The sequence below is a fragment of the Virgibacillus proomii genome (assembly GCF_900162615.1).
Lineage (GTDB): Bacteria > Bacillota > Bacilli > Bacillales > Amphibacillaceae > Virgibacillus > Virgibacillus proomii.
Window position 1 is genome coordinate 34,949 of record NZ_FUFN01000009.1, and the last position, 26,011, is coordinate 60,959.

Sequence of the window (26,011 nt, forward strand, 5' to 3'; positions counted from 1 at the left end):
CTTTATTTTCCTTAAGAGCGTAAGTTCCAATCGGAGTATTTGATAAGTTTAAATGGCAACTATTTGTTGCGAGTGGAAATCTTAACAAGATACCCCTAGAAGATTAAAGACTCGAGTTGTATTTTCAACTTCTTATAAGACAAGAAAGTGCCTTACCTTCCTCTAGTAGCCGTAAATCGGTTCAGGTAATTGGTCTTTTAAAACAAGATCATCTAAACTTTTAAAAGTATAACCTTGCTTTTTCAATTCTTTAATGATTTTATCCAAAGCTTGAGCATTATCAGACGAAACAGTGTGCAGTAAAATAATCGCTCCTGGATGAATTTGCTTCATTGTCTGTTCATAAGCATACTTCCATCCTTTTTGTTTATTTGTCTCCCAATCCTTAAACGCTAAAGACCAAAATACATGAATGTACCCTAATTCATTAGCCCACTTTAGTGTTTTTTTACTGAACATTCCTCTCGGTGGACGCAAATATTTCATATCTTTTTGATCAGAAACCTCAGCAACTGCAGCTTCTAAATCTTCTAATTCCTTTTTAATACTTGCTCTTGTCATTATCGAAAAATCCGGATGATGGTAAGAGTGATTCCCGATAATATGTCCTTCATCCACCATTCGCTTAACTAAATCTGATTCACTTTTCACATAATGTCCAGTAACGAAAAAAGTTGCAGGAACACCATGTTTTTTTAATACTTGAAGAATATCGGCTGTATATCCTTGTTCATAACCATTATCAAATGTTAAATATACATTTTTTTCACCTGAATCATCTACATAATAAGAACCATAAGCGTCTAACATCGTTTTATATTTTCCTATATCCGGAATCTCGTGATTGTTATTTCTGCTATATCCCCAACCATAGCCGCTGGCAGCTACAGACGGAATAAGAATAACGGAAATAGTAAGCCAAACAAGTACGAAACAAACATTAATTTTTTTCACAATTGATCACCTGTTTTTTGGTTTTACTATGTTCCGTTTGCTTGATTTTTATTCCTACAAAATAATTGCTGCAACCCAACCAAATAAAAATAATGGTATATTATAATGAATAAACGTTGGAACTACCGTATCCCAAATATGGTGATGGTTTCCATCCGCATTTAGCCCTGAAGTCGGTCCAAGGGTGCTATCAGACGCAGGGGAACCTGCATCACCTAATGCACCAGCTGTTCCTATTAAAGCTGCTGTAGCTATCGGAGAAAATCCTGCTGCCAAGCAAATAGGTACATATAATGATGCTAGAATTGGAATCGTTCCAAAAGAAGAACCGATACCAATTGTTACGATTAAACCAACTAACAATAGAATAAATGCAATCAATGGCTTGTTTTCGCCCAAAAAGCCCGATGTTGCTTCTACTAAAGCATTTACCGCACCAGTTTCTGTTAAAATATGTCCATACCCTGAAGCAATCAACATAACAAAAGCGATCGTACCCATCATTCCGATGCCTTCGGTTACAACCCGATCACCTTTACTGAACGGAACCGTTGAAAAAGCAAACATTAAAACAAGGCCTGTCAATGCACCGACAACTAAATTTTGCGTGATAATCTGAATTACTAAGGCAGCGGTTATCGCTACAAGCGTAAAAAAGTGCTGTTTGGTAAACACTGTGCTTTTTTTTATCTCTTCAGCCCCTATATCTTGAACATTTTCCGTACTTCCTGGATAGAGCCGATCTTTTCGATACGTGAATAAAACTGCTATTAATAAACCTACAATCATTCCTGATCCAGGGATGAGCATAGATAAAGCTGATTCACTAACCGTAACACTCGCACCATTTTGATTCATCCCTTCTACAATAGTTTCATGAAAAATTAAACCAAAGCCCGCTGGAATGAGAATATAAGGCGCCTTTACTCCAAAAGTTAGTGCAGCTGCAACTGCCCGACGATCTAATCGCATTTTATCAAATAAGGTTAATAATGGTGGAATTAATATTGGGATAAATGCAATATGCACAGGGATTAAATTTTGAGACAAGGAGGCTACACCAGCAATGACTAATACCATCATCGTCTTTTTACCAGTTAAAACTCGGATTAAAAAATTTACTAATAAAGACGTGATTCCTGTATAACTAATGGCTACAGCAAAAGCTCCTAATAGGATATAACTAAGGGCTGTATTCGCTCCACCTCCCATTCCACTAACTAATAAGTCGACAGACTCTACTAAATCTAAACCTGATAATAAACCCGCTGTTATTGCTGCAGCAATAATTGCAATAATAACGTTAACACGTAATAAACTTAATATTGTCATCATAAGAACAGATATAACAACAACCCATTCCATGCTTGTTCCCCACTTTCTTTCTCTTTAATACTTTATCATGATAAAGTATTAAAGAGAAAAAATCAACCTTTATTTTCATTTTCTTTTACTTCAGATTATTTTTTGTTGCAAGAAAATATTCATATTTAATTAAGCTACCGAAGTTAACGGTAGCTTAACATCGCCTTGATCATCGAATGTATACAAATAAATGAGAAGTAAATACAGTGTAACTTCATTCAAAAAGTGCTTTTCTCTCGAAGTAAAATCCTAATGCAATCTTAGATGCGAATTAAATAAAGTAAAACTTCATTCCGTGGAACGCTTTTTAAACGGAATGTTAGTATTACAAGGGTATGACCTAAAGGCCCTTAAACCAATCGGGCATTTAGGTGCCGTTTTCTACCACTTTGACTTCTCTGTGTTCCTTTAACTCTTGAAGAGGGAGTATTACGGCGCCTTACATGCGGGATAAAGTTAATGTTGTTGGTACCGCCAGAAAAAATTATTTCAAACGATAGGAAAATGACACATGATCTTGAATAGGTATCCATGCTCCTATACCTTGCTTCGTAACATTTTTAATGACGATTGATTTTTTCGATCCCTTTAGCTGCAAATAGACTTCTCCAAAAGTAACCTGACCTTTTTCGTTCACTGCCGGCGCATAGGAAGATAGTACAGCAGTTTTATCAACAGGTACTTTATACGTATTATCTTTTTTCGTATTTTTACCAATAACGGTCTCATAGGAAAGAGGTAGTTTTGTTTTTTCTTTCGATTTTAACAGCATCATCTTTTTCACATCAGAGGGATCGTTAATTTTATTGGTTAACGCACCCTTCACCTCTTTTTGCTCTTGCTGTACATAATTCAACTCTTGCTGTTCATCCCCACTTATATTATTAAGCTCATTTTTATTGATCTCTTGATATTCCCAATTAATTGTTGTTTCTAACGACTCATAATTTAATGGCCACCGTCCTAAATAGACCATTCCTCGATATCCGATAGCGATAGGTGAAGGATTTAAACTAGTCTCATTTAACATCTTAATTAGTACGGGATTTTCAATTTTAATTTTTAGATCGTCCATTAATTCTTTTGTAAGTTCACTAGGCTCAATAACCTCTTCATCCTCTGTCGAATTAGGGAATGTATTATCTTTCGAGATATTCAACACATGATTGGGAATCTCAAAGGACTCCTTTTTATTCTTTGCTGCGCTTATACTATTCATTGAAAAAACGGAAGCAAGCAAGATTACCATGATGAAGAAGTATAATTGACTTCGTTTATTCATATGTCAAACCCTTTCTTTTTTCTTTAGTTTCTTTCTGACATATGAATTTTATACCTTGAAAATATTAGTGTTTTACTCCATTACCTCTATTTTCTCTTCAATTTGAATACTATTTTCTACTGAGCGAATCATAGAACAATTTTTTCGTGCAATCTTTAAACTTTTAGATAACTTTCCTTCATCTAATTGATGACCTTTTATCATAAAAAGCAAGGTTATTTTTTCAATTCTATTTGCTTCTACTTCATTCCTTACAATATTTGCTTTTATTCGCATATCCTCTATTTGAATACGCTGTTTATCGAGGATTTTTCGAAACACAGATCCACTGCAGCTAGCAATCGATGCTACCATTAGCTGATAAGGGCGGAAACCAAATTGGGCATTCCCAGAAATATCAAGTTGCCCATACTCTAAATCCGTTTTAAAACCGTGCTCCCTTAAGTCGAACTCCATTATCTATTCCTCCATTCATTAAAGCATGCTTATCTTGTACTATCATAAACGATTTTACCGCACCCTTCCCAGTAATTAGCCTGTTAAAATCCTTTTTACTATTATTCGTCAAAATTGGGATCTTTTGTTACCTTTACTCCATAAAAGCCTAAAATCTCATTCAGTGGCGCTTGTCTCTGCATCCTTCGATAACAATTGAAGTAGAAATCTTTTAATGTGAGATAAAGTGAAACTTCATTCAGTAGGAGTTTTCTTCCATCTCCTACTGAATGTTAGCTTGAACGAATCGGGCATTTAGGTGCCGTTTTCTCACACTTAGACCATTTTGTATCAACTCAAGGCTCTTGAAGTGGGAGTATTACGGCACCTTACATGCGGGATAAAAACAAAGAAGGTCTATCTAATGAAAAAAGTAAACACTCCATCTGCACAACAAGCAAAATGAGTTTTTTAACTGCTCTTTTGCTTGGAAGGAATATATTGCACTTAATAGATACTAAAGCAAATTTAAATGCCACTAGCTGTAACGAACTTACTATAATGAGCTTCTAGGCGGTCTTGAACAAACGAAATAAGTATACAAATGGGCCAATAGATTAAAGCTACAAGTATATACATCGTCATGACATCAAATTCTCTTCCACCAACAATTTGCGCTTTCTGAAAAAGCTCTGGAACAGTAATTACAGCCGCTAACGAAGTAGCCTTGATCAGATCCATAAATACATTCGTTAATGGAGGAATAGCAATTCTCGTTGCTTGAGGCAATATCACTTTTCGCAATGTTTGCCAATAAGTTAAATTTAATGCTTTGGCAGACTCCCATTGTCCTTTATCAATACTGTTTAAAGAAGCACGATTAATCTCTGCAATATAAGCTGCACTATTTAACCCAAACCCTAAGCAAGCAGCGGTTATCGCTGTCAATTCAACCCGAATAACCGGCAGTCCGAAATAAAGGATAAACAGAAAAACGAGCATCGGTGTTCCACGCATAAATGAAATGTACACTCGTGCTGGCCACCGTAAAATAATCCATCTTGAGCTTCTAGCTAAAGCTAGAACTAACCCCAGTATTAAACCCATTAACATACCAACAATGGAAATAAGCAATGTCATCGGTAAACCACTTATTACAAATGGAAAATTTTCAATTGCTAATTGTACATTAAACAAATTACCTAAATCAATATTCTTAATAGCCATCATATCTCCCCTAGGTTTACTAATGCTTTATTACCGGTTTAACATCTCGATTTTTTTAAGTGACGACGGCTTGCAAAGATCCTTTATAGCCAATTAAAACGGCTTTAAGGATAAAGTGAAACTTCATTTCTTGGGGCTTTTACCAATAAATGTTAGATGAACGAATCGGGCATTTAGGTGCCGTTTTCTCACGCCTACTTCTCGTATTGCCTACACTCTTAAAGTGGGAGTATTACGGCACCTTATATGGGATAAATTTTTTATAAATTGATTCCTTCTATTTCTTGAATTTCACCTTTAGGCTTTTGTGACGCATCCTCTTGATAAAACTTTTTAGCAAGCTTAGATAGCGTACCATCTTTACGCATTTCTGTTAATGCATTGTTAATTTCTTCAGTTAGCATGTCTGCACCTTTAGGAATGACGATAGCTTGTTCCGTGGGATGGAATTTTAAGTTTGGGTGCAAGTGAATATCAAATTCAGGAAATCCTGCTACACCAAATTTGGATAAATAATAGTCATTAACAACAACGTCCGTTCGTCCATTATGCACATCACGTAAATATGCTTCATTAGGTGCATTTCCGTAAGTTATAACTTCAGCACCAAAATGCTCAGCAATTTGGCTATAAATAGTAGTTGCACCTCCACCAGCTTTTTTACCTTTTAAATCTTCCAGTGATTCAATTCCTGAATTATCTTTTTTCCGTACAACCATTGTGGAATATGAATATTTATACGGTTCACTAAAATTAAAGGATTCTTTTCGTTTATCTGTAGCTTCAATATCATTAGCAGCTACATCTATTCTTCCGCTTTTCACAGCTGGGAGCATGCTGTCAATTCCCATGATTTCAAAGGAAATTTTTAAATCAAGACGCTGCGCTATTTCCTTCATCACTTCAACATCATAGCCAGTTAATTGTTCTTTTTTTTCTTCATTATCATAATAGGAAGCTGCGATTAGTGTTCCTGAAGTACCAACAACGAGCTCCCCCTTTTTTTGTATTTCCGCCCATTTACTATCTGTTCCCCCTTTGTCTTTTTGGCTATTCTCATTATTCTTAGTGTTAGAACATGCAGCCAATAAAACCAAAATAATAATAAATAATGACACCTGCTTTAAGAAATTCATATTCATCACTCTTCCTGTTATAATAATAAGTACATTAAGGATTGTAACAGATTGCTTTTAATAATTAAAATTAAAATAGATATATAAATTTCCTTGACTTTATTCGTTATAATGATAACATAATAATATATATTAAATAATAACTATTATAAATTATAGTAAAGAAGATTTTATCATAGCATGTATAAGAAGCAAGACAAAGAATATTGCGGAACTACATTTAGTGAGGGCTTTTCCTTCATCCCCTACTGATAAGAAATAGAACAAAAAATAAAATCTCGAGTATCCTTGAAAAATTGCAATATGTCGTTGTCGAAGTTTTTCTTGTCTAAAAAAGAAAAATCTTTTATTACGTGGATGTAATTCAACAAGCTTATCTGTTGATGTTGACCTAATTATGCAGATATTTAAGGTTCGTTTCCTGCTTTATATAGCATAGAATGCTACACGGTGAACTACGGTACCTTAATTGAGATAATAGTATTATTGATAGGAGATGCAATGTATGTCAGAAAATACGAGTAGTCAACGTAATTCTATTTTCATCAAAAAAGTTGTTGAACACAGAGAACTAATTGCTGCATTATTAAGTGGATTACTTATCTTAATCACCTGGTCACTAGCAGATTATCTTTCGGAAACGCTTTGGATCATCCTCCATCTTATCGCCTTTGTCATCGGAGGTTATGCGAAAGCTAAAGAAGGAATAACAGAAACGATACGCAATAAAGAACTGAATGTGGAAATGTTGATGATTTTTGCAGCGATAGGCTCGGCTGCTATCGGTTATTGGACTGAAGGCGCTGTTTTAATCTTTATTTTCGCTCTATCCGGTGCATTGGAAACATATACCATGAACAAAAGTAATAAAGAAATATCTTCACTTATGAAGTTACAGCCTGAAGAAGCACTGCTAATAAACAATGATAAACGAGAAATTGTACCTGTTTCCAGCTTGGAGATTAACGATATTATTTACGTTCGAGCCGGTGAACGGATTCCTGCAGATGGTGAAATTGTTCAAGGAACAACTTCTATTGACGAAAGTGCAATAACTGGTGAATCGATTCCAGTGAGAAAAGAGATAAGCAATGAAGTATTTGCCGGAACAGTAGCATTGGACGGATCCATTTCTATAAAAATAACAAAACCAGCTAATCAAACATTATTCCAGCAAATTATTCAAATGATTCAATCGGCCAAAGAAGAAAAATCACCTGCCCAGCTTTTTATTGAACGATTTGAAGATGCCTATGTAAAAATAGTTTTAGTCGTTGTTGTGCTGATGATGTTTATTCCATATTTAATTTTTAGTTGGAGTTTGCAAGAAAGTATTTATCGTGCAATGATTTTGCTCGTTGTCGCCTCTCCGTGTGCTCTTGTTGCATCGATCATGCCAGCTACATTATCGGCTATTTCTAAAAGTGCAAGATCTGGTATTTTATTTAAAGGTGGCGTTCATGTAGAAAATATTGGACACATCCAAGCAATAGCATTTGATAAAACTGGAACATTAACAAAAGGAAAACCGGAAGTAACGGACTTCCATGTTCATCCGGATTACCAAAAAGAACAAGTTTTACAGATGTCTATGGCCATGGAACAAGAATCTACCCACCCGCTTGCACAGGCAATTGTTAACTATTGTACAAATGAAGGAACTGCTACAGATGATTTGGACTTACAAGTTTCTACTATCGCAGGAAATGGAATTACCACCACAGTAAATGGCGAAACTTGGAAAATGGGAAAACCGGATTATATTGGTGAAGAGCAGTACTTTGAAGAGACTAAAAGATTACTAGCCTCTGAAGGAAAAACGATTGTTTACATTAAAAAGGCAGACCATGTAATAGCTTTATTTGCACTCAAGGATACTGTAAGAAAAGACAGTATTGAAGCAATACAATTATTAAAAAAGGAAGGAATCCATACGATTATGCTTACCGGCGATCATGAGCTTACCGCAAAAGCGATCGCTGATGAAGCAGGAATTGAACATTATATAGCTAATTGTTTACCTAATGAAAAGGTAGTTCATATTAAAAAACTAAAAGAAGCGTATGAACATGTCTCCATGGTTGGAGACGGCATTAATGACGGCCCAGCTTTAGCTACGGCGAATATCGGAATAGCGATGGGAGAGGGAACCGATGTTGCCTTAGAAACGGCTGATGTTGTGTTAATGAAAAATGACCTTACTAAAATTACCAATGCTATCCAAACATCCAAAAAAATGAATCGAATTGTGAAGCAGAATATTTTCTTCTCCCTTGGAGTGATAGCCGTTCTTATTGCGTCCAACTTCCTACAAATTCTCGATTTACCATTAGGTGTGATCGGACATGAAGGAAGCACCATTTTAGTTATACTAAATGGATTACGATTATTAAAATAATTAAAAAAACTTGACTTGTCGCCAAGTCTTTATGGCGAAAGCAATCGTTTTTCTTATACGATAAAGCCTAAAATTTTATACTTCCTTATAGTAGAACAAAAGCGCATATATTCGGTTAGCGGCGTACAAACTGGCGGATCTCCTGACGAGATACAGTGAAACTTCATTTAAGGAGTGCTTTTCTCCTTGAAAAAGAAAAACACTTTTTCTGCGCGCGATGTAATGTTGGCGTAGTGTTTCTTGCCCTGTCCCCTAAAAGTCGGGAATTTAGGAGCCGTTTCTCTCATAAAGTTTGCAAAATATAAGCAGATTTTTCCAGAGAAATACGGCTCCTTACCTTCCGGGTTAAGAGAAACACACCCCTCAACAATGGTATGCCGATGTTGATAGCAAGCCCATTTTCGTAACCTTCCTTTAGATTCGAGTTGATATTAACTTATCGTAGGAAGCAGATCGAAGTATGCTAGCAGTACGAGTATATAAGCGAGATGACGAAGATATTTTTCAAAAAGTTCTACCATATACAAACAGACATCGTTTCCTAAATAACAAATAAAAGCCTCATAGGACATTGAACTGCCCCCTGTCAAGTAGACAGTGGAAATAATAAAAAAGATTTAAGTGGCTTTAGCTCTATATTCCATAGGGCTAAGGCCGTTTAATCGCTTTTGATACCTTTCATAATTATAAAAATGAATATACTCATCTATCGCAGTAGTAAGTTCCTCAAATGTTTTATATTTATGTAAATAATACTTCTCACATTTCAGTGTCCCAAAAAAAGACTCCATTGGTCCATTATCAATACACCGACCAACTCGTGACATGCTTTGTGTCATCTCTGCCGCATCTATTTTACGTTTGAACCCTTTAGAGGTGTATTGGAATCCACGGTCACTATGGATAAGAGGCTGTTCTTCATTCAATAGTACTGTGGCTTGATCAAGTGTCTTAAATACAAGTTGATTATTGTTGGAATGTCCTAGAACATAACTTATAATGGATCCGTCATAAAGATCACGAATCGCACTTAAATAGGCCTTTTTTGATTGGTCATACTTAAATTCTGTAACGTCCGTTACCCATTTTTCATTTGGTTTTTCGGCTTGGAATTCACGATTTAATATATTGTCTGCCACATGTTGAGGTGTAGAGCGTTTATATCGCTTCTTCTTGACACGAATGACAGAGCGTAATCCAGCCACTTTCATCAACCGATAGATTCTTTTATGATTAAGTTTCTCCTCGAACTTTCTATTCATGTGAAGGGTCATTTGACGATAACCAAATATACCACCCACTTTTTCATGGAGTATTTGCACCTCTTTGATAATTTCTTTATTCTGTATTTCTCTGGATGAAGGAGTACGATTTAGCCACTTATAGTATGCAGAACGTGCAATTCCCGCGATTTCACAAAGTAAACGAANCATCTGCCTTATGAAGCTTTTATTTTAGCAAAAAATGATAGTGGAAAACAATCTTTTATTTTTCCAACTTATTTTTTCTGATTATGGAATTAACTAAGCCACCTGTTAAAATAATTATCCCGGATAGATAAAACCAAATCATTAAAGCAATAACTGTCCCAAGGCTGCCATATGTTGCGGAATAGTTACCAATATTACTTACATAATAAGAAAATCCAAGTGACACTAATTGCCAAGTAACCGTTGCAAATAAAGCACCAGGAATCGCATTTCTTATATAAATTTGTTTATTTGGTGCTAACGTGTACAAAGCTAGAAAAACAATAAAGAAAACAACGGAAGAAACAACCCAACGAAGCGTTTCCCACACTTGAATGAATCCTTCAGATAGTCCAACAAAGGAAAATAAATAGATACCGACCAGTCTGCCAAATATCGGTAAAAGTAAAGCGATAATAATAATTGCTACCATCGCTACAGTTAATACAATAGCGATAAGTCTTGATACAATGAAAGACCGGTTTTCATCCACTTCATAAGCATGGTTAAATCCCCTCATCAGAGCATTTACACCGTTAGATGCTGCCCATAACGTGGCAATTATTCCAAAGGAAAGCATACCGCCATTTTGTTTACGCACTAACTGTTCCACATTTGTAGAAATCAGATCATAAATTTGCGGTGGCACATATGCAGAAATAGTATCCAATACAGTCAGCTCATCCACAGGTAGATAACCAATAAGCGTCACTAAAAATAGTAGAAAAGGAAATAGCGACAAGAGCAAAAAATACGCTAATTGAGCAGCTAAGCCAAAGACATCTATTTCTAACATTCGTTGATATAGCTGTTTTCCAAACCATACAACTTTTTTTAACATCATCTTACTCCTAAATATGTTCCCTAACGTTTAACAATAAGCGTTAAACAACGGTTAGTACAGATGAGAATTAATCAGTTAATCTACTCTATTCGATCTAGCTTATTTTTATTCGTCATTTTTTCTAACGTTGTCTCTACTTGCTCCAATGTACTTATGGCATTTTCTGCACCTTTTGAAAATGCTTGATTAAATGAAGTAAAGGCGGTTCGTACACTATGCACAGCGTCAGATGGATTTTTGATTGCATAGCTTGTCCCAGCTTTCACTCGTGTTAGTTTATCTTTTGTATAGGTTCTTGTATCCTTATCGAGTAAACTAAGCAGTCCGCCTACTGTAGCTCCAAGAAATACCCCGATTACAAATTTTCTTTTTCCCATCATTATCGCTCCTTATGAAATCGAATGTTTATCTTTTAAATACTGTAATAATTGATGACAACCTTTGGAAATTAATTCATATGTATATGTAAAATTCCCTGTAAAATAAGGATCAGGAACATCTTTTTCCGCAGTTTCATCAACAAAGTCCATTAGCTTGGCAAATTCTATAGAATCGTCCTCGCCAAAAAGCTGTAGCAAGTCTTGTTTATTTTGCTCATCCATCGCAATAATATAATCAATCTTGTCCTTATCCTGTTTACTAATTTGCTGAGCTACTAGACCCTCTGTAGAAATGTTGTGTTTTTTTAAAATAGCAATCGTCTTAGGATGTGGTGGATTTCCTATATGCCATCCCCCGGTACCGGCAGAATCTACTGTTATTTTATCGTTTAATTGTTCTTTTTTTATTAAATCACAAAAAATCGCTTCTGCCATTGGCGAGCGGCAAATGTTCCCCAGACAAACAAACATGACGCGTATCATCTTACCACCTGCTTTTAAGTAAATATTCTACTCTATTATAAGCAACTTCTCTTTTAACGGCAAAGGTTTCTATTTAAAATTCAATTTTATTGTAATAATATGTTGTTTTTTGTCCCTAAATTAAATAAAATTTATTTATCCTGCCTCTCTTGTCTTTAACATTTGCCGACTGCTGTTTTCGAATAATCCTGATGTCATTTTTTCCAAACTATTCTTAGAAAAACTTGGCTTATCGCCAAGTCTTTATCGCGAAAGCTGTCGTTTTCTTATACGATAAACCCGAAGTCTTTATGCTTTCCTACAATAAAAAAAGTTCTTGACATCTATACTTGTTTTTCGGAATATTTTATTAAAAAGAAAAAAAGGGGGTAATAAATATGATGGATGTGGTTAACAAGATAAGCAGCTTTGTTTGGGGACCACCTACATTAATCTTAATTCTAGGGACTGGTTTATATTTAACCCTTCGTTTAGGCTTTTTTCAATTTCGCACTTTGCCTTATGCAATTAAATTAACCTTCAGCCCTAGTAAACAAGACAAAAAGTCTAAAGGAGATATTAGTCATTATCAAGCATTGACTACTGCCATGGCTGCTACGATAGGAACTGGTAATATCGTTGGTGTAGCAACAGCTGTCGTTCTCGGCGGGCCTGGTGCCGTGTTTTGGATGTGGGTTTCCGCTTTATTCGGTATGGCAACGAAATACGCAGAAGCTGTACTAGCAGTTAAATATAGAGTGGAGAACAGTAAAGGACAAATGTCTGGTGGACCAATGTACTACTTAGAAAGAGGATTAAAAGCAAAATGGCTTGGCATTATTTTCGCAATCTTCGGATCAATTGCAGCATTTGGTATTGGTAATATGGTACAATCAAAGGCTGTTTCTGATGCATTGGATAATTCATTTCAAGTCCCACCTATAGCCACAGGTATTATTTTAACCTTATTAGTTGGATTGGTTATTCTTGGGGGAATTAAAGGGATTGGTCGAGTCACCGCTTTTTTAGTTCCGATTATGGCTTTATTTTACGTTATTGGCGGATTGGTTATCGTATTCTTAAACCTTGAGGTTGTCCCGGGTGTTATCGGGTTAATTTTTACCGACGCTTTTAGTGGGAGTGCGCTAGGGGGAGGTATTTTAGGAACAGTTATTCGTTATGGAGTTGCACGAGGTGTATTTTCCAATGAAGCCGGTTTAGGTTCTGCACCGATTGCCGCAGCTGCTGCCAAAACGGATTACCCAGGCCGTCAAGCCCTAGTCTCTATGACACAGGTGTTTTTCGATACAATTATCGTTTGTTCCATTACTGCAATCACTATCTTAATGGCGGATATGTATCAAGGCGATTTGTCTGGTGGAGATTTAACGACTGCATCTTTTTCTATGTTCCTTGGGGATGCAGGTGAATATATCGTTACCATCGCAATTATTTTATTTGCATTTTCTACGATTGTTGGCTGGTCTTATTATGGAGAAAAATGCTTTTCCTATCTCTTTACCGATAAAGCCATTCCTTATTATCGAATTGTATTTGTACTTGCGCTTTTATATGGTTCGATGGAAAAGCTTGATATCGTATGGGGTGTTTCAGACATTATGAACGCATTAATGGCTGTCCCTAACTTAATTGGACTGTTAGGATTATCAGGTGTAGTCGTTTATGAAACGAAGAAATTTTTAAAAGTTGCTAAGGAAGAAGAACGATTGGCAAAAGGACGATAAAGTGAAACTCCATGAGTAGGGGTTTTCTTTCATTCCCCACTCATGGTTGGTACCACAAGGGGATGACCTAAAGGCCCTTGAACCAATCGGAAATTTAGGTGCCGTTTATCTCCCACTTAGACTTTTTTGTGTTGTCCTCAACTCTCGAGGTGGGAGTCTTACGGAACCTTACATTCGGATTAACGCCCGTCCTTTTAAGTTTTTTTGGTTACTTCTTTTAACTAAAGTTATCTGTTGGTTTAAAATATACTCAAATCCCATTTCATTGCAATATGCTTAAGCAATTTAATTCCAGCAATACTATTTCCTTTTTCATCTAATGCCGGACCGTATACACCGATTCCACAACCGTCAATAAACGGTAAAACCTCACTTCTAACTCTTGGTGGTGCTAAAGCGATTATTCCACCTGATACACCACTTTTAGCTGGTATACCAACATATGCGGCAAATTTTCCAGAAGCATCATACATTCCACATGTCAGCATTAAAGACTTAACAAGACGGACAACATTTCTTGGAATAACTTCTTCGTCTGTCTTTGAGTTAATCCCATCATTCGCTAGCAATAACCCAAGGATTGCTAAATCGTCTAACGTAACTTCAATGGAACATTGTTTAAAATATGTGTCTAGTGTTAATTCCAAATCCGATTCCAAGTAACCAAGTTCAAGTAAATAATATCCAATAGCGCGGTTTCTTATTGAAGTATCTCTTTCTGACTCGTAAACATCATAGTTTAGGCGCGGACGATGGCCAAGAGCTTTCTCAAACAGTTGGAAGATCGGCTCCAGCTTTTCTTCGGGTGTCTTACCTTTTAGTAATGATGTTACGGTGATAGCACCAGCGTTTATAAATGGATTAAATGGTTTTTTTAATTTACGCATTTCTAAATGCATAATTGAATTAAACGCTTCTCCCGCCGGTTCTACATCAACTCGATCTAGTACATAGGACACTCCTCTTTCCATACAAGCAACAATAAAACTGAAAACCTTAGAAATGCTTTGAATCGTAAAAGGAATGTCAACATCTCCTGAACGAATCGTCATCCCATTTTTCCCTACGATCGTGATTCCTAAATGGTTTGGATTGGCTTTTTTTAAAATGGGGATGTAGGATGCAACCTCCCCTTGTTTTGTTTCTTTTTTATAAAATTTGACCCAGTCGTCGACATAGGATTGCAGCCACTCTTGCGTAATTTCTGTATTCCAGTTCACTGTTCCTTGAACCATGCGATCACCTCATTATTTGTATGTCTCACTTAAAGAAAAACTCAACCGGCAATATGCCCGCTGCAAGCAATTCTTTAGCAATAGCCTCAACCTCTTAACGGATATTTCAGCCTTTCTTGAGACGCAAAAAAGCAAAACTTTAAACCGTGAGCGCTTTGCTACATACTCCCACGGTTTCTATAGATAATAAGAGTCCTGACCAGCAGTGTGTCAGCTTGGCAACTGCCATTAACTTATACGTAGATGGAATGGACGAATCGATTCTTACCCCACCCTAAACATATAAAGCAAATCTTTAATTCAGTAGGGGTTTTCTTTTATCCCCATTGTCGTACCGCAAGGGGATGACCTAAAAGACATTTGATTTATAATTGGATCGTCCATTGATCCTTATGTTTCACCTCGTAGCATAAAAGAGCAGATCTTACTGCCATTTACATGCAGGGTAAAAAGGGGTTTAAATTGATAATAAAGCAAAACTCTACGTGTATTATAAAACCAATAATCTTTTTTCTCCATCTTTATCTCTCATTTATTCTTACCTAAACGCAGGTAAATCATTCATATTTACCTTAAAAGCGCAAGTGCAAACAGAGGATAAAGGCTTTCGGGTACCCTCTTAACTCCAGACTAAAAGCTTTATGTATTTTAACGTTTCGCAGACTTACCATTGTTACCAAACCCTTGGAACATTTATACTTGACTGCTTTTTCCCTTTAAAACAGCAACTATTAATTCACGCGTTTTTTCTATTAAGTACGGTTTAATCATAGTAGGTCGATTACAATTGCACATTAACAGGTGGGTGGGGAGGTTTAACTGAATGGTTTTCTTTCTGAACTTGATGCTGTGTTATCTGTTTCCTAATGATTTGTTCTACCTTTTTGGCAATTTCTGTACTTTTCATCCCTGCATATTCTTCTGGATGGATTGGATCCTTAATTGTTAAGGAAACTCTAGCAGGGCTAACTCTCCCATTCTGTTCTTCAAGCATTCGATAGGTACCATCGATAGCAATTGGAACAATCGGAACCTTTGCCTTTAGTGCTAAACGAAAGCTGCCTGATTTAAACGAGTAAACTTGATTTCCTCTACTTCTGGTACCTTCCGGAAAAATCACCATGGAATAACCATTTCGCAAATTCTCTATTCCTTGATTAATTGATCTAACTGATTGCCTGCGATCTTTTCTGTCAATAAAGACACAACGTATTAGCTCCATCCACGGGGCAATAATAGGTAATCTTTTTATTTCTTTTTTTGCGATAAATCCAACTGGTTTGCCTAGATAACCAAGAATGGTCAATATATCAAATAAGCCTTGATGATTAGCTACAAATAGAACCGCCCCTTCCGGAAGCTTTTCTTGACCATAAACTTCAACAGTACTGCCTGTCCGTTCAAATACTTTTCTTGAGACACGACTTGGTTGAATAAACAATTGTTCATGACTGAGCTTCTTTTTCAATTTCTTTGCCCTCAGTAATTGAAAAATTGTACCAAGTACAAGCAGCCCAGCATATATGTATATTGCTAATGTTCGAATCATCTTTAATAACTCCTTTCACCATAGCATATTATACATTTGTGTAGCTAAAAACAGCAAGGGCAAAAGAGTAATCTCTAATTTATTGGAAAACAGTGAATTGATTAAGTAATCGGTAATAAAGGAGGTGCCTTTATCTCCAAATTAGACTTCTCCGTGTTCCTTTAACTTTTAAAGCGGGAATATTACGGCATCTTAGTTTCAGGATAATTTGGTCAAGAAAATTATCTACAATGTACAAGATTTAAAATTTTCTATTAGAAAAGCTGTCGTTTTTCTTATACGATAAACCCAAAATCTTATACTTTCCTATAGCAGAACAAAAAACCTTTACTCACATCGTTGCAAGTAAAGGTCATATAAAGTGAAACTTATTCCGTGGAACACGGAATGTTTAGTTACCAATCGCTTTTAGGTGCCGTTTTCTCACACTTAGACCCTTTTGGATCAACTCAGGTCTTGAAGTGGGAATCTTACGGCACCTTACATCAAGGATAAAACTAGTATTCTATATTATTTACCTATAAATTGTTGTGTCCAATGATTGCCTTGCTCTACATAGCCAACTCCGATATGAGTATATTTTGCGTTCATAATATTCGCACGGTGGCCTTCACTATTCATCCAAGCATTTACAACTTCTTGTGGACTACGTTGACCTTTGGCAATATTTTCTCCGGCTGTAGAATAACGAATACCGAATTGTTTCATCATATCAAATGGTGAACCATAAGTTGGGCTGTTGTGAGAAAAGTAACCATTAGCTGCCATATCTCTTGACTTTTCACGCGCTACTTTACTCAACTCCGCATCTATTTTAAGTGCTGGCAAGCCTTGTTTTGCTCTTTCTTTATTCGTTAAGTCAACAACTTCTTGTTCAAACTGACTTAATTCACCTGTTTTTGCCTGTTCTTGCTTTTCTTCTGTTTTACCTTGTTCTGCTGTGTTCGTATTTGGCTGTTGTTCTGCTTTTTCTTGATTAGGGTTAGCTTGATTTGCCTTTTCTGGATTTTGGGAAGTTGGCTTCTCTATTGGTTGTTCCTGATTTTGTTCAGGAGCTTTCGCTTGATTTGTACAGTTACGTTTATTATGTTTTGACTGTACATTTTTCATATATTTATTAAACAAGTTATTTACTTCGTCTTTAGAAAGGCTTTGCCAATTTCCATTAATAGAATAGAAGGCTTTGAACGACTGATTTTGTTCTGGCGCTTTGGCTTGAGCATTTGCGGAAGAAGAAAAAGCACCCCCGAATAATAAGGCTGTTGATAATGCTACTGCTACACCTATCTTTTTAAACATGTTGCTTACACACTCCTTTTGTTTTGTTTTGTGCAAACTAATCATAGCATGGAATTTTTGTAATAATTATGGCAAGCCTTACCAACAGGAAAATGCCAAGCATCACTTTTCCATAAGCCTTATGTTTATTAGAATTCACAACATATTAAAAACAAAAGAATAGGTAAAATTTCAATTTGGAGGTAGAAATTTCAAAAAAAACGGGGTTGACAAACACTAGCAAACTCAAATTTATTACAAAATACGTTAATTTGTAATACAAATGTTACGTATTCTATTTCCTTTCGACAAAAAAGTATTATATAATTAATGTTTGGACAATTTATATTTTATTTCATACTGAGAAACTTACTTTTTAATACACCGTATAAGTTAAGGACCATGCAAAATAAAGTGAGGGAAGCTTTTGAAAAGTTAGGTTTGATTAAGGAATTGGAAAAAACAATAGATTACATACCGTTTGCATCATTTGAAGGCAAAAATACAGATAAATCTATTTAATTAAATAATAATTACCAATAACTAACACTTGTCTATGTACCCCCTAAAATGATTATTATTAAGAGAATGCTATATAAGGAATATTTTATCAATGGAGGATTAAACTATGTTTTCTACTGCTGAAATTGGAATCGACCTTGGTACTGCAAATATTTTAATATACACAAAATCAAAAGGAATCGTTTTAAATGAGCCGTCAGTTGTCGCTATTGATGTCAATACGAAGCAAGTAGTTGCTGTTGGAACAGAGGCAAAGGAAATGGTTGGAAAAACTCCGCAAAATATTATTCCAATCCGACCATTAAAAGACGGAGTTATTGCTGATTATGATGTAACCACACAAATGCTAAGGGCTTTTTTGAAAAAAGTAAGTAAAAAGATTGGTATGTCAATGCGTAAACCAGTCGTAGTCGTGTGCACTCCTTCAGGTAGCACGACTGTGGAACGGAGGGCTATCCATAATGCCGTAACAAGCTATGGTGCAAAGCAGGTGCATTTAATTGAAGAACCGATTGCGGCTGCAATTGGTGCTGACTTACCAGTTGATGAACCAATCGCTAGTGTAGTGGTGGATATCGGTGGAGGTACGTCAGAGGTAGGCATTATTTCCTTTGGCGGAGTTGTATCTTGCAATTCTGTTCGTATTGGTGGAGACAAAATGGATGAAGAAATTATTCATCATATACGAAAAACTTATAATATCCTTATCGGTGAACGGACAGCTGAAAATATTAAAATGGAAATCGGGTATGCTCATCCTAATCATAAAGAAGAAACAATGGAAATTCGCGGCCGTGATATGGTAACTGGTTTGCCAAAAACCGTTACGATTACGTCTAAAGAAATACATCTTGCTTTAAAAGAATCATTAGGGCAGGTGCTTGAAACCATTCGATCTACATTAGAAAATTGTCCTCCAGAGCTCAGTGGAGATATAGTCGATCACGGGATTGTATTAACAGGTGGCGGAGCACTCTTACATGGTATGAAGGAGTGGTTATCTACCGAATTGATCGTTCCAGTACACCTTGCTCCGAATCCTTTAGAATCTGTAGCAATTGGAACAGGGCGTTCTTTAAAAATGATTAGCAAGCTACAAAAGGCAATAAAATAGTTTACTATATTAATAAGTCAAACAAACCGTTAAGGGTTACAAATTTAATCCAGCATCCGTGGGGAAAATCTCCGCGGATGTAAGTTTTTTACTGAATACTCTTGAAAGTCATGTTCTTAACCAAGATATTCACCTATTCTTAAGGTATCTTTTTCTAAAAAACTATTTAGTAACCGTTTACATTTTCATATGATCATAGTATACTGAAGAATAAGAAATCATTATTCCTACTTTGGAAATAACCTATCAATCACTGCCTAATCTGTTCACAGCTCCATTCCAGAGTTGTTCCAACAGATAAAAGCCAGTTCATCTTAAATTACAGGCATTGTAATTTAACGTTGAATTGGCTTTTTATTTTCTCAGAAAGCCTATGATCTACTAGATAGGAAGAACAACTATGGAATTTACATTGACTTCAGAAAAAAATTCATACCAGCTTAATATGTTAATCATATGGGGGGGATTTACAGGCGATTTTTAGTGGTTGTAATACAAAGAAAGCCGGATACATCACGTTTGTCAGGCAAAACAGTTAATTCCATTTAGAATGAAGGAGTGAAGACATGGCGGGTGCCTTAGAACATATTAAAATCCTTGATTTATCACGTGTACTAGCCGGGCCCTACTGCACGATGATTTTAGGGGATCTTGGAGCTGAAGTGATTAAAGTGGAGGCTCCCGGAGGCAGTGATGAAACACGAAAATGGGGGCCGCCTTTCCAAAACGGAGTAAGTGCGTATTATCTTTGTGCCAACCGAAATAAAAAGAGCATTACAATAAATTTAAAAACAAAAGAAGGAACAGATCAGATCAAAGAGCTTGTCAAAGATTGCGATGTCATTATTAATAACTTCCGCACCGGCACGATGGAACGCTTTGGATTAGATTACCATGTTCTTTCTCAAATTAATCCACAATTAATCTATTGTTCCATTACAGGCTTTGGTGAAACAGGACCTTATAAAGATATGCCGGGTTATGATTTTATCATTCAAGCGATGAGTGGCCTGATGAGTATAACTGGTAACGAAGATACAGGTCCACAAAAAATGGGGGTCGCGATAACTGATATATTGACTGGCATGTATGCATGTATTGGAATTCAAGCAGCTTTGTTGGAGAGAACGCAATCACAAAAAGGACAAAAGCTCGACATTGCTTTATATGATGCGGCAGTGAGCGCCCTTATCAATATGGGCAGTAATTATTTAATGTCGGGTGAAATTCCAAAGCAGCTTGGTAACCAACATGCAAATATCGTTCCTTATCAGACTTTTCACACAAAAGATGGTGAAATGGTTATTGCTACTGGAAATGATAGGCAATTTCAGGCACTATGCGAAATAGTTGGCAGTTCCACACTCAAGCATGATCCAAGGTTTCAATCGAATCCCGACCGGGTTGCTCATCGAAATGAATTAGTTGAAATTCTCCAAGACCATTTCTTGCAAAAGCCAACCTCCTATTGGTTAGAGAAATGCAGAGAAATGGGGGTGCCAATTGGACCAATCCAACATATTGCTGAAGTAGTAAATGATCCACAGCTATTAACACGAGAGATGTTTGTCGAAATGCCTCATCCTACTATTGGAACAATTAACATGATTGGCAGTCCGTTAAAAATGTCACGTACACCTGTCTCCTATCGATACCATCCTCCAAATCCAGGAGAACATAATGACATTATCTTAAATCAAAAAAACTATGCAAGCGAATAAAAGGAGTTGTTAGTTTATGAACTTTCATTTTACAGTAGAACAAATGATGTTAAGAAATACAGTGCGTAACTTCACCGATAAGGAAATCATGCCTTATATTGCCCAATGGGATCGAGAGGGTAAATTCGACCCGGTAATTATTGATAAACTAGCAACACTCGGTTTAATGGGGGTATGTATTCCCGAAGAATACGGCGGCAGTGGCATGGATTATAATTCACTTGCAATTGTCTGTGAAGAGCTTGAAAGAGGAGATACAGCCTTTCGAACAGCAGTTTCCGTTCATACTGGGTTGAATTGTATGACTCTACTGCAATGGGGAACAGAAACACAAAAGCAAAAGTATCTCGTTCCCCAAGCAAAAGGAGAAAAAATTGGCGCTTTCGGCTTAACAGAACCTAGCGCTGGGTCTGATGTAGCAGCAATGGAGGCCACTGCATATAAACAAGGAAATTATTATATTTTAAATGGGCAAAAAACGTGGATATCATTATGTGATATTGCTGACCATTTTATCGTCTTTGCCTACACAAAAGACCGCTCAGAAAAACATAAAGGAATTTCCGCTTTTATTATTGAAAGAGAGTGGGAAGGCTTCTCCTCAAAAGCAATTAAAGGGAAACTCGGGATTCGCTCGGGAAATACAGGAGAAATTTTCTTTGACCACATCAAGGTTCCAAAGGAGAATTTGCTCGGTGAAGAAGGTGAAGGCTTTAAAATTGCTATGTCTGCTTTAGATAATGGCCGATTCACGGTAGCAGCCGGGGCAGTTGGGCAAATTATGGCTTGCTTAGAAGCTAGCATCAAATACTGTCATGAACGGGAAACCTTTGGTAAAAAAATTGGGAAACATCAGCTTGTACAACAAATGATCGCTAATATGGAAGCTGGACTGCAAATGAGCCGCTTGCTTGTTTATCGTGCAGGTGAATTAAAAAATGAAGGAAAACGAAATACAAGAGAAACCTCATTAGCAAAATGGCAAGCTTGTGATCTTGCTAATAAAGCTGCTGATGATGCCGTGCAAATTCATGGAGCGTACGGTTTCTCAGATGAATATCCAGTTGAGCGATACTTACGTAATTCAAAAGCACCGGTTATTTACGAAGGAACAAGAGAAATCCATACGATCATGCAAGCAGAATATGCTCTAGGATATCGCCAAGATAAACCGTTAAACAAGATGTTACCGGCATGGAAGCAAACCATGCATACGAATAGTTAAGGAAAACGAGACTAGCGTCCAGCCTTTGGCGAAATGCTAGTCTAGTTACGTTATCAGCTTAGACACAAAAATAATAAAAGGAGGTCTTCTCATGTTTGAAGCATATACAAAAAGTATTTTTATTAATGGGATTTGGCATGAAGTAAAGGAAAGTGCTACTGAAATCGTTTATAATCCCGCTACCTTAAAGCCAATCACACAAGTTTCTCACGCCAGTACAAAAGAAGCTAAACAAGCGATTGCTGCAGCATTAAAAGCCTTTCCTGCATGGAGCAAGAAAACAGGAAGAGAACGTTCAAAAATTTTATATAAGGCTTATCAAATGATGTACGAAGATGCTGAAAGACTTGGAAAAATTTTAACAATGGAGCAAGGAAAGCCATTAAAGGAAGCAATCGGAGAAATCAAAGGGGCTGCCCACTTTTTACTATGGTATGCCGAGGAAGCGAGCAGAAGTTACGGAGAATGGTTGCCATCCTCGGTTACCTCTAAACGGTTAATTGTTATACCACAGCCTATTGGCGTGGTAGGAGCAATTACACCTTGGAATTTTCCATCCTCCATGATAACTAGAAAACTTGCACCTGCTCTTGCTGCTGGATGTACGGTTGTATTAAAACCAGCACCTGATACACCTCTTTCTGCCATTGAAATTGTGAAGATTTTTGAACGGGTTGGATTGCCAAGTGGTGTGGTAAACCTCGTTACTGGTGATGCCACAGCCATTGGCAAGGAATTACTTATTAGTAAAGATGTTCGTTTAATTACATTTACTGGATCAACAGAGGTAGGAAAATATCTAATGAAAGAAAGTGCCAATCACGTCAAAAAACTATCTTTAGAATTAGGAGGTCATGCTCCTAGTATCGTTTTTGCAGATGCAGATTTGGAAAAAGCAGCGAAACTAGTACTCGCGAGTAAATTTAGAAATAATGGGCAAACATGTATTTGTACAAATCGGTTGTTCGTACATGAGTCTGTCATGAATGATTTTGCTAACCTGTTGAAAGAAAAGGTGCAAAAACTAAAATTAGGAGATGGGTTAGCAGCAAATACAGATATCGGCCCATTGATTAATGAGCAAGCATGTAAAAAAGTTCAATTTCATGTTGAAGATGCGACCAAACAAGGTGCTATCATTGAGCATGGAGGTAAACCTTGGAATACAGAAGAACTATCGGGTTACTATTTTGAGCCTACTATTCTATCTAATGTCTCCAATGAAATGAAAATCATGCATGAAGAAACATTCGGACCGGTCCTGCCACTCCAAGTCTTTTCTGAAGAAGCAGAAGTTATAGATAAGGCAAATAATAGTGACTATGGGTTAGCAGCATATATTTTCACAGAAAACACTAGCAGGGCTATCCGTGTTTCAGAACAGCTAGATTATGGGATTGTTGGGATTAATGATGTGTTTCCTGCGACACCAGAAGCTCCGTTTGGTGGAATAAAGCAATCCGGCTTAGGAAAAGAAGGTGGGCATCATGGAATGGACAAATTTTTAGAGAAAAAGTTTATTTCCATAGGCATTGATAATTAAAAATCATTTTTAAATTAGAAAAACTTGGCTTGTCGCCAAGACATTAAGGAGAAAAGCTATCGTTTTTTTATACGATAAAGTGAAACTTCATTCCGTGGAATGCTTTTTACACGGAATGTTCGTATTGCAAAGGTATGACCTAAAGGCCCTTGAACGAATTGGGCATTTAAGTGCCGTTTTCTCCCACTTTGACTTCTCCGTATTCCTTTAACTCTTAAGGTGGGAGACTTACGGCACCTTACATTTTTAATGAGAGAATACAGCTTCTTACATTCGAGAGAAAGGAAACATGCCTCTTAAATAAGGGTACGCCAACGCCTAAGCGACAAGCAAGCTTTGAGTCGGTCTCCCTTTAGATTCAAGCGACGTCGATTTATATTAGGAAAGAGATTGAAGTTCGTTAGTAGCACGAGCGCTTGCTAGACAAACAATATGTACAAAAAGTTTTTCACCAATCGATGCAAGAGATGAGTACTTACTTTTTTTAAAAAAACAAGCGACAGCTTACCCTATAGCAATCGTTTTTCAATGTGCAATAGATTTTTTTATTTTGCAATAACGGATGGATGATGTACTTCATATTGTCTATATAAATCTTTAAGCGCTGAGGCTAATGCATTTCCAGCTTTTCCTAAGTAGTGGGATTTCAAAATTGCTACAGGCTCTTTAATACCATCTTGCAGACTATGACCGCGTAATAATTGCTGAACAAATTCCTTGCCGTGATTTGTGGCTAACGTGCACCCAGCTGCTACAATTACTCCATACTTCTTGTCAATTTCTGCTGTTATCGTTAACGTTTCATAAATGCTTTGAGCTGCCATCCCTGATGGCAGCCGTGCATGTCCAGCTATAAAAACTGTTTTCATGGTTTCTTTCCCCCAATCGTTTTTCATTGTTCTACCCCCATTTTTCTTTTTAAAAAACTTGGCTTGTCGCAAGTCTTTATGGCGCAAGCTACCGTTTTTCTTATACGATAAAGTGAAACTTTATTCCGTGGAATGCTTTTTACACGGAATGTTAGTTGAACCAATCGGGCATTTAGGTGCCGTTTTCTCCCACTTTGACTCTTTTGTATCAATTCAGGACTTGAAGTGGGAAACTTACGGCACCTTACATGCGGGATAAAGCCTAATGTTTTATACTTTCCTATAGTGTTAAAAAGGCCGTAGAATATCTAAGATGTGATACATCACTTTCGTAGTACAGGTTTTCCCCTTTATAACTTTATGATTAGAATTCATCGTATATGACATAGTGGTTTATTTGTATCCAAGCTGCTTCGATATATTTTCAGCACTAATGCTTGATTTATGTTTAATCCTTTGTAAATTATCACCTGTAAAACGGCTTGATAGACCACTTACCGCCAAAGCAGCAATAACTTTACGCTTATAGTTATAAATAGGATACGATATTCCAGTTGTATCCTCGTCCTGTTCTGCAATACTATATGCAAAGCCATCAGCCTTAATTTGTTGTAATTCCTTTACCAATTCTTCTTTATTAATCGGTCGCTGGATAGAGATAAGCCGCGATTGATGAATGATTTGCTGTTGTTTTTCCTCCGGTAAAAATGCCAGCAATAACTTTGGCCCTGATCCAATATATAATGGCACACTTTTTCCTATTTTCGTATACAGTCTAAGTGCCCGGGAACTTTCTACTTTTTCAATATAAGTTGCTTTATTTTGATTTACAATAACTAGATGAATAACCTCATTGATTTCTTTTGCTAATTGTTGCATCAGTGGTAAAGCAACTTCCCTTACTTCCAATCGATTTGCTACTAAATTACCCAGTTCCAATAATTTTAATCCTAATTGATATTTCCCCCCTTGAACCTCGTTTGTCCTTGCTATATAACCACTATATTCCAAGGAGCTCAATAATCGATACGCTGTCGGCTTTGGTATGTTGCCCTCATCAGCAATTTCTTTTAAGGATAACTCCTCAACATCCTCGTTAAATAACTCTAACAGCTTTAAAGCTTTTATCACACTCTGATTCATATCCAGGCTCCTTAATAAGCTATCATTTATCTGTTCCGTATTTGTGTAAAGCTGACGGCAATCATAAATGTAAAGGATTGTCCAAATCCTACGTACAGAACGTAAGGTTGCCAGA

General features: G+C 36.7%; 21 protein-coding genes. 6 read left to right on the forward strand and 15 right to left on the reverse strand.

Annotated features, from left to right (window positions below):
- Positions 1–162: 162 nt before the first annotated feature.
- From pdaA to BN1066_RS02915, 6 genes are all read right to left on the reverse strand, one after another.
- Complete coding sequence (gene pdaA / locus BN1066_RS02890) at positions 163–945, reverse strand: delta-lactam-biosynthetic de-N-acetylase (RefSeq protein WP_143695749.1); 783 nt, start codon at positions 943–945, stop codon at positions 163–165.
- Positions 946–1,008: 63 nt separating this feature from the next.
- Positions 1,009–2,319 carry a Na+/H+ antiporter family protein gene (locus tag BN1066_RS02895; RefSeq protein ID WP_077318015.1) on the reverse strand — a complete coding sequence of 437 codons (1,311 nt, stop codon included), beginning with the start codon at positions 2,317–2,319 and terminating at the stop codon, positions 1,009–1,011.
- Between the two features lie 484 nt (positions 2,320–2,803).
- Positions 2,804–3,601, reverse strand: coding sequence for a YfkD famly protein (locus tag BN1066_RS02900; RefSeq protein ID WP_077318016.1), 798 nt, complete (start codon positions 3,599–3,601; stop codon positions 2,804–2,806).
- Between the two features lie 72 nt (positions 3,602–3,673).
- Entirely contained in the window at positions 3,674–4,057 is a 384-nt protein-coding gene (locus tag BN1066_RS02905) for an OsmC family protein (protein WP_077318017.1), read from the reverse strand.
- 507 nt (positions 4,058–4,564) lie between these two features.
- On the reverse strand, positions 4,565–5,266 hold the full coding sequence (locus tag BN1066_RS02910; protein ID WP_077318018.1) for an amino acid ABC transporter permease: 702 nt from the start codon (positions 5,264–5,266) through the stop codon (positions 4,565–4,567).
- A gap of 257 nt (positions 5,267–5,523) precedes the next feature.
- Positions 5,524–6,399 (reverse strand): transporter substrate-binding domain-containing protein, encoded by an 876-nt coding sequence (locus tag BN1066_RS02915; RefSeq protein ID WP_077318019.1) that lies wholly within the window; start codon positions 6,397–6,399, stop codon positions 5,524–5,526.
- A gap of 505 nt (positions 6,400–6,904) precedes the next feature.
- Here BN1066_RS02915 and BN1066_RS02920 point away from each other — a divergent pair.
- Entirely contained in the window at positions 6,905–8,797 is a 1,893-nt protein-coding gene (locus tag BN1066_RS02920) for a heavy metal translocating P-type ATPase (protein WP_425445265.1), read from the forward strand.
- Between the two features lie 617 nt (positions 8,798–9,414).
- On the opposite strand, the gene BN1066_RS02925 is transcribed toward BN1066_RS02920, so the two are convergent.
- From BN1066_RS02925 to BN1066_RS02940, 4 genes are all read right to left on the reverse strand, one after another.
- A complete protein-coding gene (locus tag BN1066_RS02925) occupies positions 9,415–10,230 on the reverse strand; it encodes an IS3 family transposase (protein WP_083953817.1) in 816 nt (271 codons plus the stop codon).
- 52 nt (positions 10,231–10,282) lie between these two features.
- Positions 10,283–11,107 (reverse strand): YihY/virulence factor BrkB family protein, encoded by an 825-nt coding sequence (locus BN1066_RS02930; RefSeq protein ID WP_077318021.1) that lies wholly within the window; start codon positions 11,105–11,107, stop codon positions 10,283–10,285.
- 83 nt (positions 11,108–11,190) lie between these two features.
- Entirely contained in the window at positions 11,191–11,487 is a 297-nt protein-coding gene (locus tag BN1066_RS02935; RefSeq protein ID WP_077318022.1) for a hypothetical protein, read from the reverse strand.
- A gap of 12 nt (positions 11,488–11,499) precedes the next feature.
- Complete coding sequence (locus BN1066_RS02940; protein WP_077318023.1) at positions 11,500–11,973, reverse strand: low molecular weight protein-tyrosine-phosphatase; 474 nt, start codon at positions 11,971–11,973, stop codon at positions 11,500–11,502.
- 377 nt (positions 11,974–12,350) lie between these two features.
- Between BN1066_RS02940 and BN1066_RS02945 the strand changes: the two genes are divergently transcribed.
- On the forward strand, positions 12,351–13,697 hold the full coding sequence (locus BN1066_RS02945) for an alanine/glycine:cation symporter family protein (RefSeq protein WP_077318024.1): 1,347 nt from the start codon (positions 12,351–12,353) through the stop codon (positions 13,695–13,697).
- Positions 13,698–13,936: 239 nt separating this feature from the next.
- On the opposite strand, the gene BN1066_RS02950 is transcribed toward BN1066_RS02945, so the two are convergent.
- The 3 genes from BN1066_RS02950 to BN1066_RS02960 all read right to left on the reverse strand — a co-directional run bounded on the left by BN1066_RS02950 (position 13,937) and on the right by BN1066_RS02960 (position 17,780).
- Entirely contained in the window at positions 13,937–14,932 is a 996-nt protein-coding gene (locus BN1066_RS02950) for a glutaminase (RefSeq protein WP_077318025.1), read from the reverse strand.
- A 781-nt stretch (positions 14,933–15,713) separates the two neighbouring features.
- A complete protein-coding gene (locus BN1066_RS02955) occupies positions 15,714–16,481 on the reverse strand; it encodes a lysophospholipid acyltransferase family protein (protein WP_077318026.1) in 768 nt (255 codons plus the stop codon).
- A 510-nt stretch (positions 16,482–16,991) separates the two neighbouring features.
- Positions 16,992–17,780: a CAP domain-containing protein gene (locus BN1066_RS02960; RefSeq protein ID WP_077318027.1), complete on the reverse strand. Its 789-nt coding sequence runs from the start codon at positions 17,778–17,780 to the stop codon at positions 16,992–16,994.
- Positions 17,781–18,387: 607 nt separating this feature from the next.
- On the opposite strand from BN1066_RS02960, the gene mreBH reads away from it, so the two are divergent.
- From mreBH to BN1066_RS02980, 4 genes are all read left to right on the forward strand, one after another.
- Positions 18,388–19,395 (forward strand): rod-share determining protein MreBH, encoded by a 1,008-nt coding sequence (gene mreBH / locus BN1066_RS02965; protein ID WP_077318028.1) that lies wholly within the window; start codon positions 18,388–18,390, stop codon positions 19,393–19,395.
- Positions 19,396–19,961: 566 nt separating this feature from the next.
- On the forward strand, positions 19,962–21,116 hold the full coding sequence (locus BN1066_RS02970; protein WP_077318029.1) for a CaiB/BaiF CoA transferase family protein: 1,155 nt from the start codon (positions 19,962–19,964) through the stop codon (positions 21,114–21,116).
- Between the two features lie 16 nt (positions 21,117–21,132).
- Positions 21,133–22,341, forward strand: a complete 1,209-nt coding sequence (locus tag BN1066_RS02975) for an acyl-CoA dehydrogenase family protein (protein WP_077318030.1) — start codon at positions 21,133–21,135, stop codon at positions 22,339–22,341.
- Positions 22,342–22,432: 91 nt separating this feature from the next.
- Positions 22,433–23,884 carry an NAD-dependent succinate-semialdehyde dehydrogenase gene (locus BN1066_RS02980; RefSeq protein ID WP_077318031.1) on the forward strand — a complete coding sequence of 484 codons (1,452 nt, stop codon included), beginning with the start codon at positions 22,433–22,435 and terminating at the stop codon, positions 23,882–23,884.
- Between the two features lie 545 nt (positions 23,885–24,429).
- Here BN1066_RS02980 and BN1066_RS02985 read toward each other — a convergent pair.
- Both BN1066_RS02985 and BN1066_RS02990 read right to left on the reverse strand, forming a co-directional pair.
- Positions 24,430–24,753, reverse strand: coding sequence for a DUF3870 domain-containing protein (locus tag BN1066_RS02985; protein ID WP_077318888.1), 324 nt, complete (start codon positions 24,751–24,753; stop codon positions 24,430–24,432).
- Positions 24,754–25,146: 393 nt separating this feature from the next.
- A complete protein-coding gene (locus BN1066_RS02990; RefSeq protein WP_077318032.1) occupies positions 25,147–25,896 on the reverse strand; it encodes an IclR family transcriptional regulator in 750 nt (249 codons plus the stop codon).
- Positions 25,897–26,011: the final 115 nt, after the last annotated feature.

Coding starts and splice junctions, on each gene's coding strand:
- BN1066_RS02895 (WP_077318015.1), bottom strand. CDS start 2,319: ATGGAATGGGTTGTTGTTATATCTGTTCTTATGATGACAATATTAAGT.
- BN1066_RS02900 (WP_077318016.1), bottom strand. CDS start 3,601: ATGAATAAACGAAGTCAATTATACTTCTTCATCATGGTAATCTTGCTT.
- BN1066_RS02905 (WP_077318017.1), bottom strand. CDS start 4,057: ATGGAGTTCGACTTAAGGGAGCACGGTTTTAAAACGGATTTAGAGTAT.
- BN1066_RS02910 (WP_077318018.1), bottom strand. CDS start 5,266: ATGATGGCTATTAAGAATATTGATTTAGGTAATTTGTTTAATGTACAA.
- BN1066_RS02915 (WP_077318019.1), bottom strand. CDS start 6,399: ATGAATTTCTTAAAGCAGGTGTCATTATTTATTATTATTTTGGTTTTA.
- BN1066_RS02920 (WP_425445265.1), top strand. CDS start 6,905: ATGTCAGAAAATACGAGTAGTCAACGTAATTCTATTTTCATCAAAAAA.
- BN1066_RS02930 (WP_077318021.1), bottom strand. CDS start 11,107: ATGTTAAAAAAAGTTGTATGGTTTGGAAAACAGCTATATCAACGAATG.
- BN1066_RS02935 (WP_077318022.1), bottom strand. CDS start 11,487: ATGGGAAAAAGAAAATTTGTAATCGGGGTATTTCTTGGAGCTACAGTA.
- BN1066_RS02940 (WP_077318023.1), bottom strand. CDS start 11,973: ATGATACGCGTCATGTTTGTTTGTCTGGGGAACATTTGCCGCTCGCCA.
- BN1066_RS02945 (WP_077318024.1), top strand. CDS start 12,351: ATGATGGATGTGGTTAACAAGATAAGCAGCTTTGTTTGGGGACCACCT.
- BN1066_RS02950 (WP_077318025.1), bottom strand. CDS start 14,932: ATGGTTCAAGGAACAGTGAACTGGAATACAGAAATTACGCAAGAGTGG.
- BN1066_RS02955 (WP_077318026.1), bottom strand. CDS start 16,481: ATGATTCGAACATTAGCAATATACATATATGCTGGGCTGCTTGTACTT.
- BN1066_RS02960 (WP_077318027.1), bottom strand. CDS start 17,780: ATGTTTAAAAAGATAGGTGTAGCAGTAGCATTATCAACAGCCTTATTA.
- mreBH (WP_077318028.1), top strand. CDS start 18,388: ATGTTTTCTACTGCTGAAATTGGAATCGACCTTGGTACTGCAAATATT.
- BN1066_RS02970 (WP_077318029.1), top strand. CDS start 19,962: ATGGCGGGTGCCTTAGAACATATTAAAATCCTTGATTTATCACGTGTA.
- BN1066_RS02975 (WP_077318030.1), top strand. CDS start 21,133: ATGAACTTTCATTTTACAGTAGAACAAATGATGTTAAGAAATACAGTG.
- BN1066_RS02980 (WP_077318031.1), top strand. CDS start 22,433: ATGTTTGAAGCATATACAAAAAGTATTTTTATTAATGGGATTTGGCAT.
- BN1066_RS02985 (WP_077318888.1), bottom strand. CDS start 24,753: ATGAAAACAGTTTTTATAGCTGGACATGCACGGCTGCCATCAGGGATG.
- BN1066_RS02990 (WP_077318032.1), bottom strand. CDS start 25,896: ATGAATCAGAGTGTGATAAAAGCTTTAAAGCTGTTAGAGTTATTTAAC.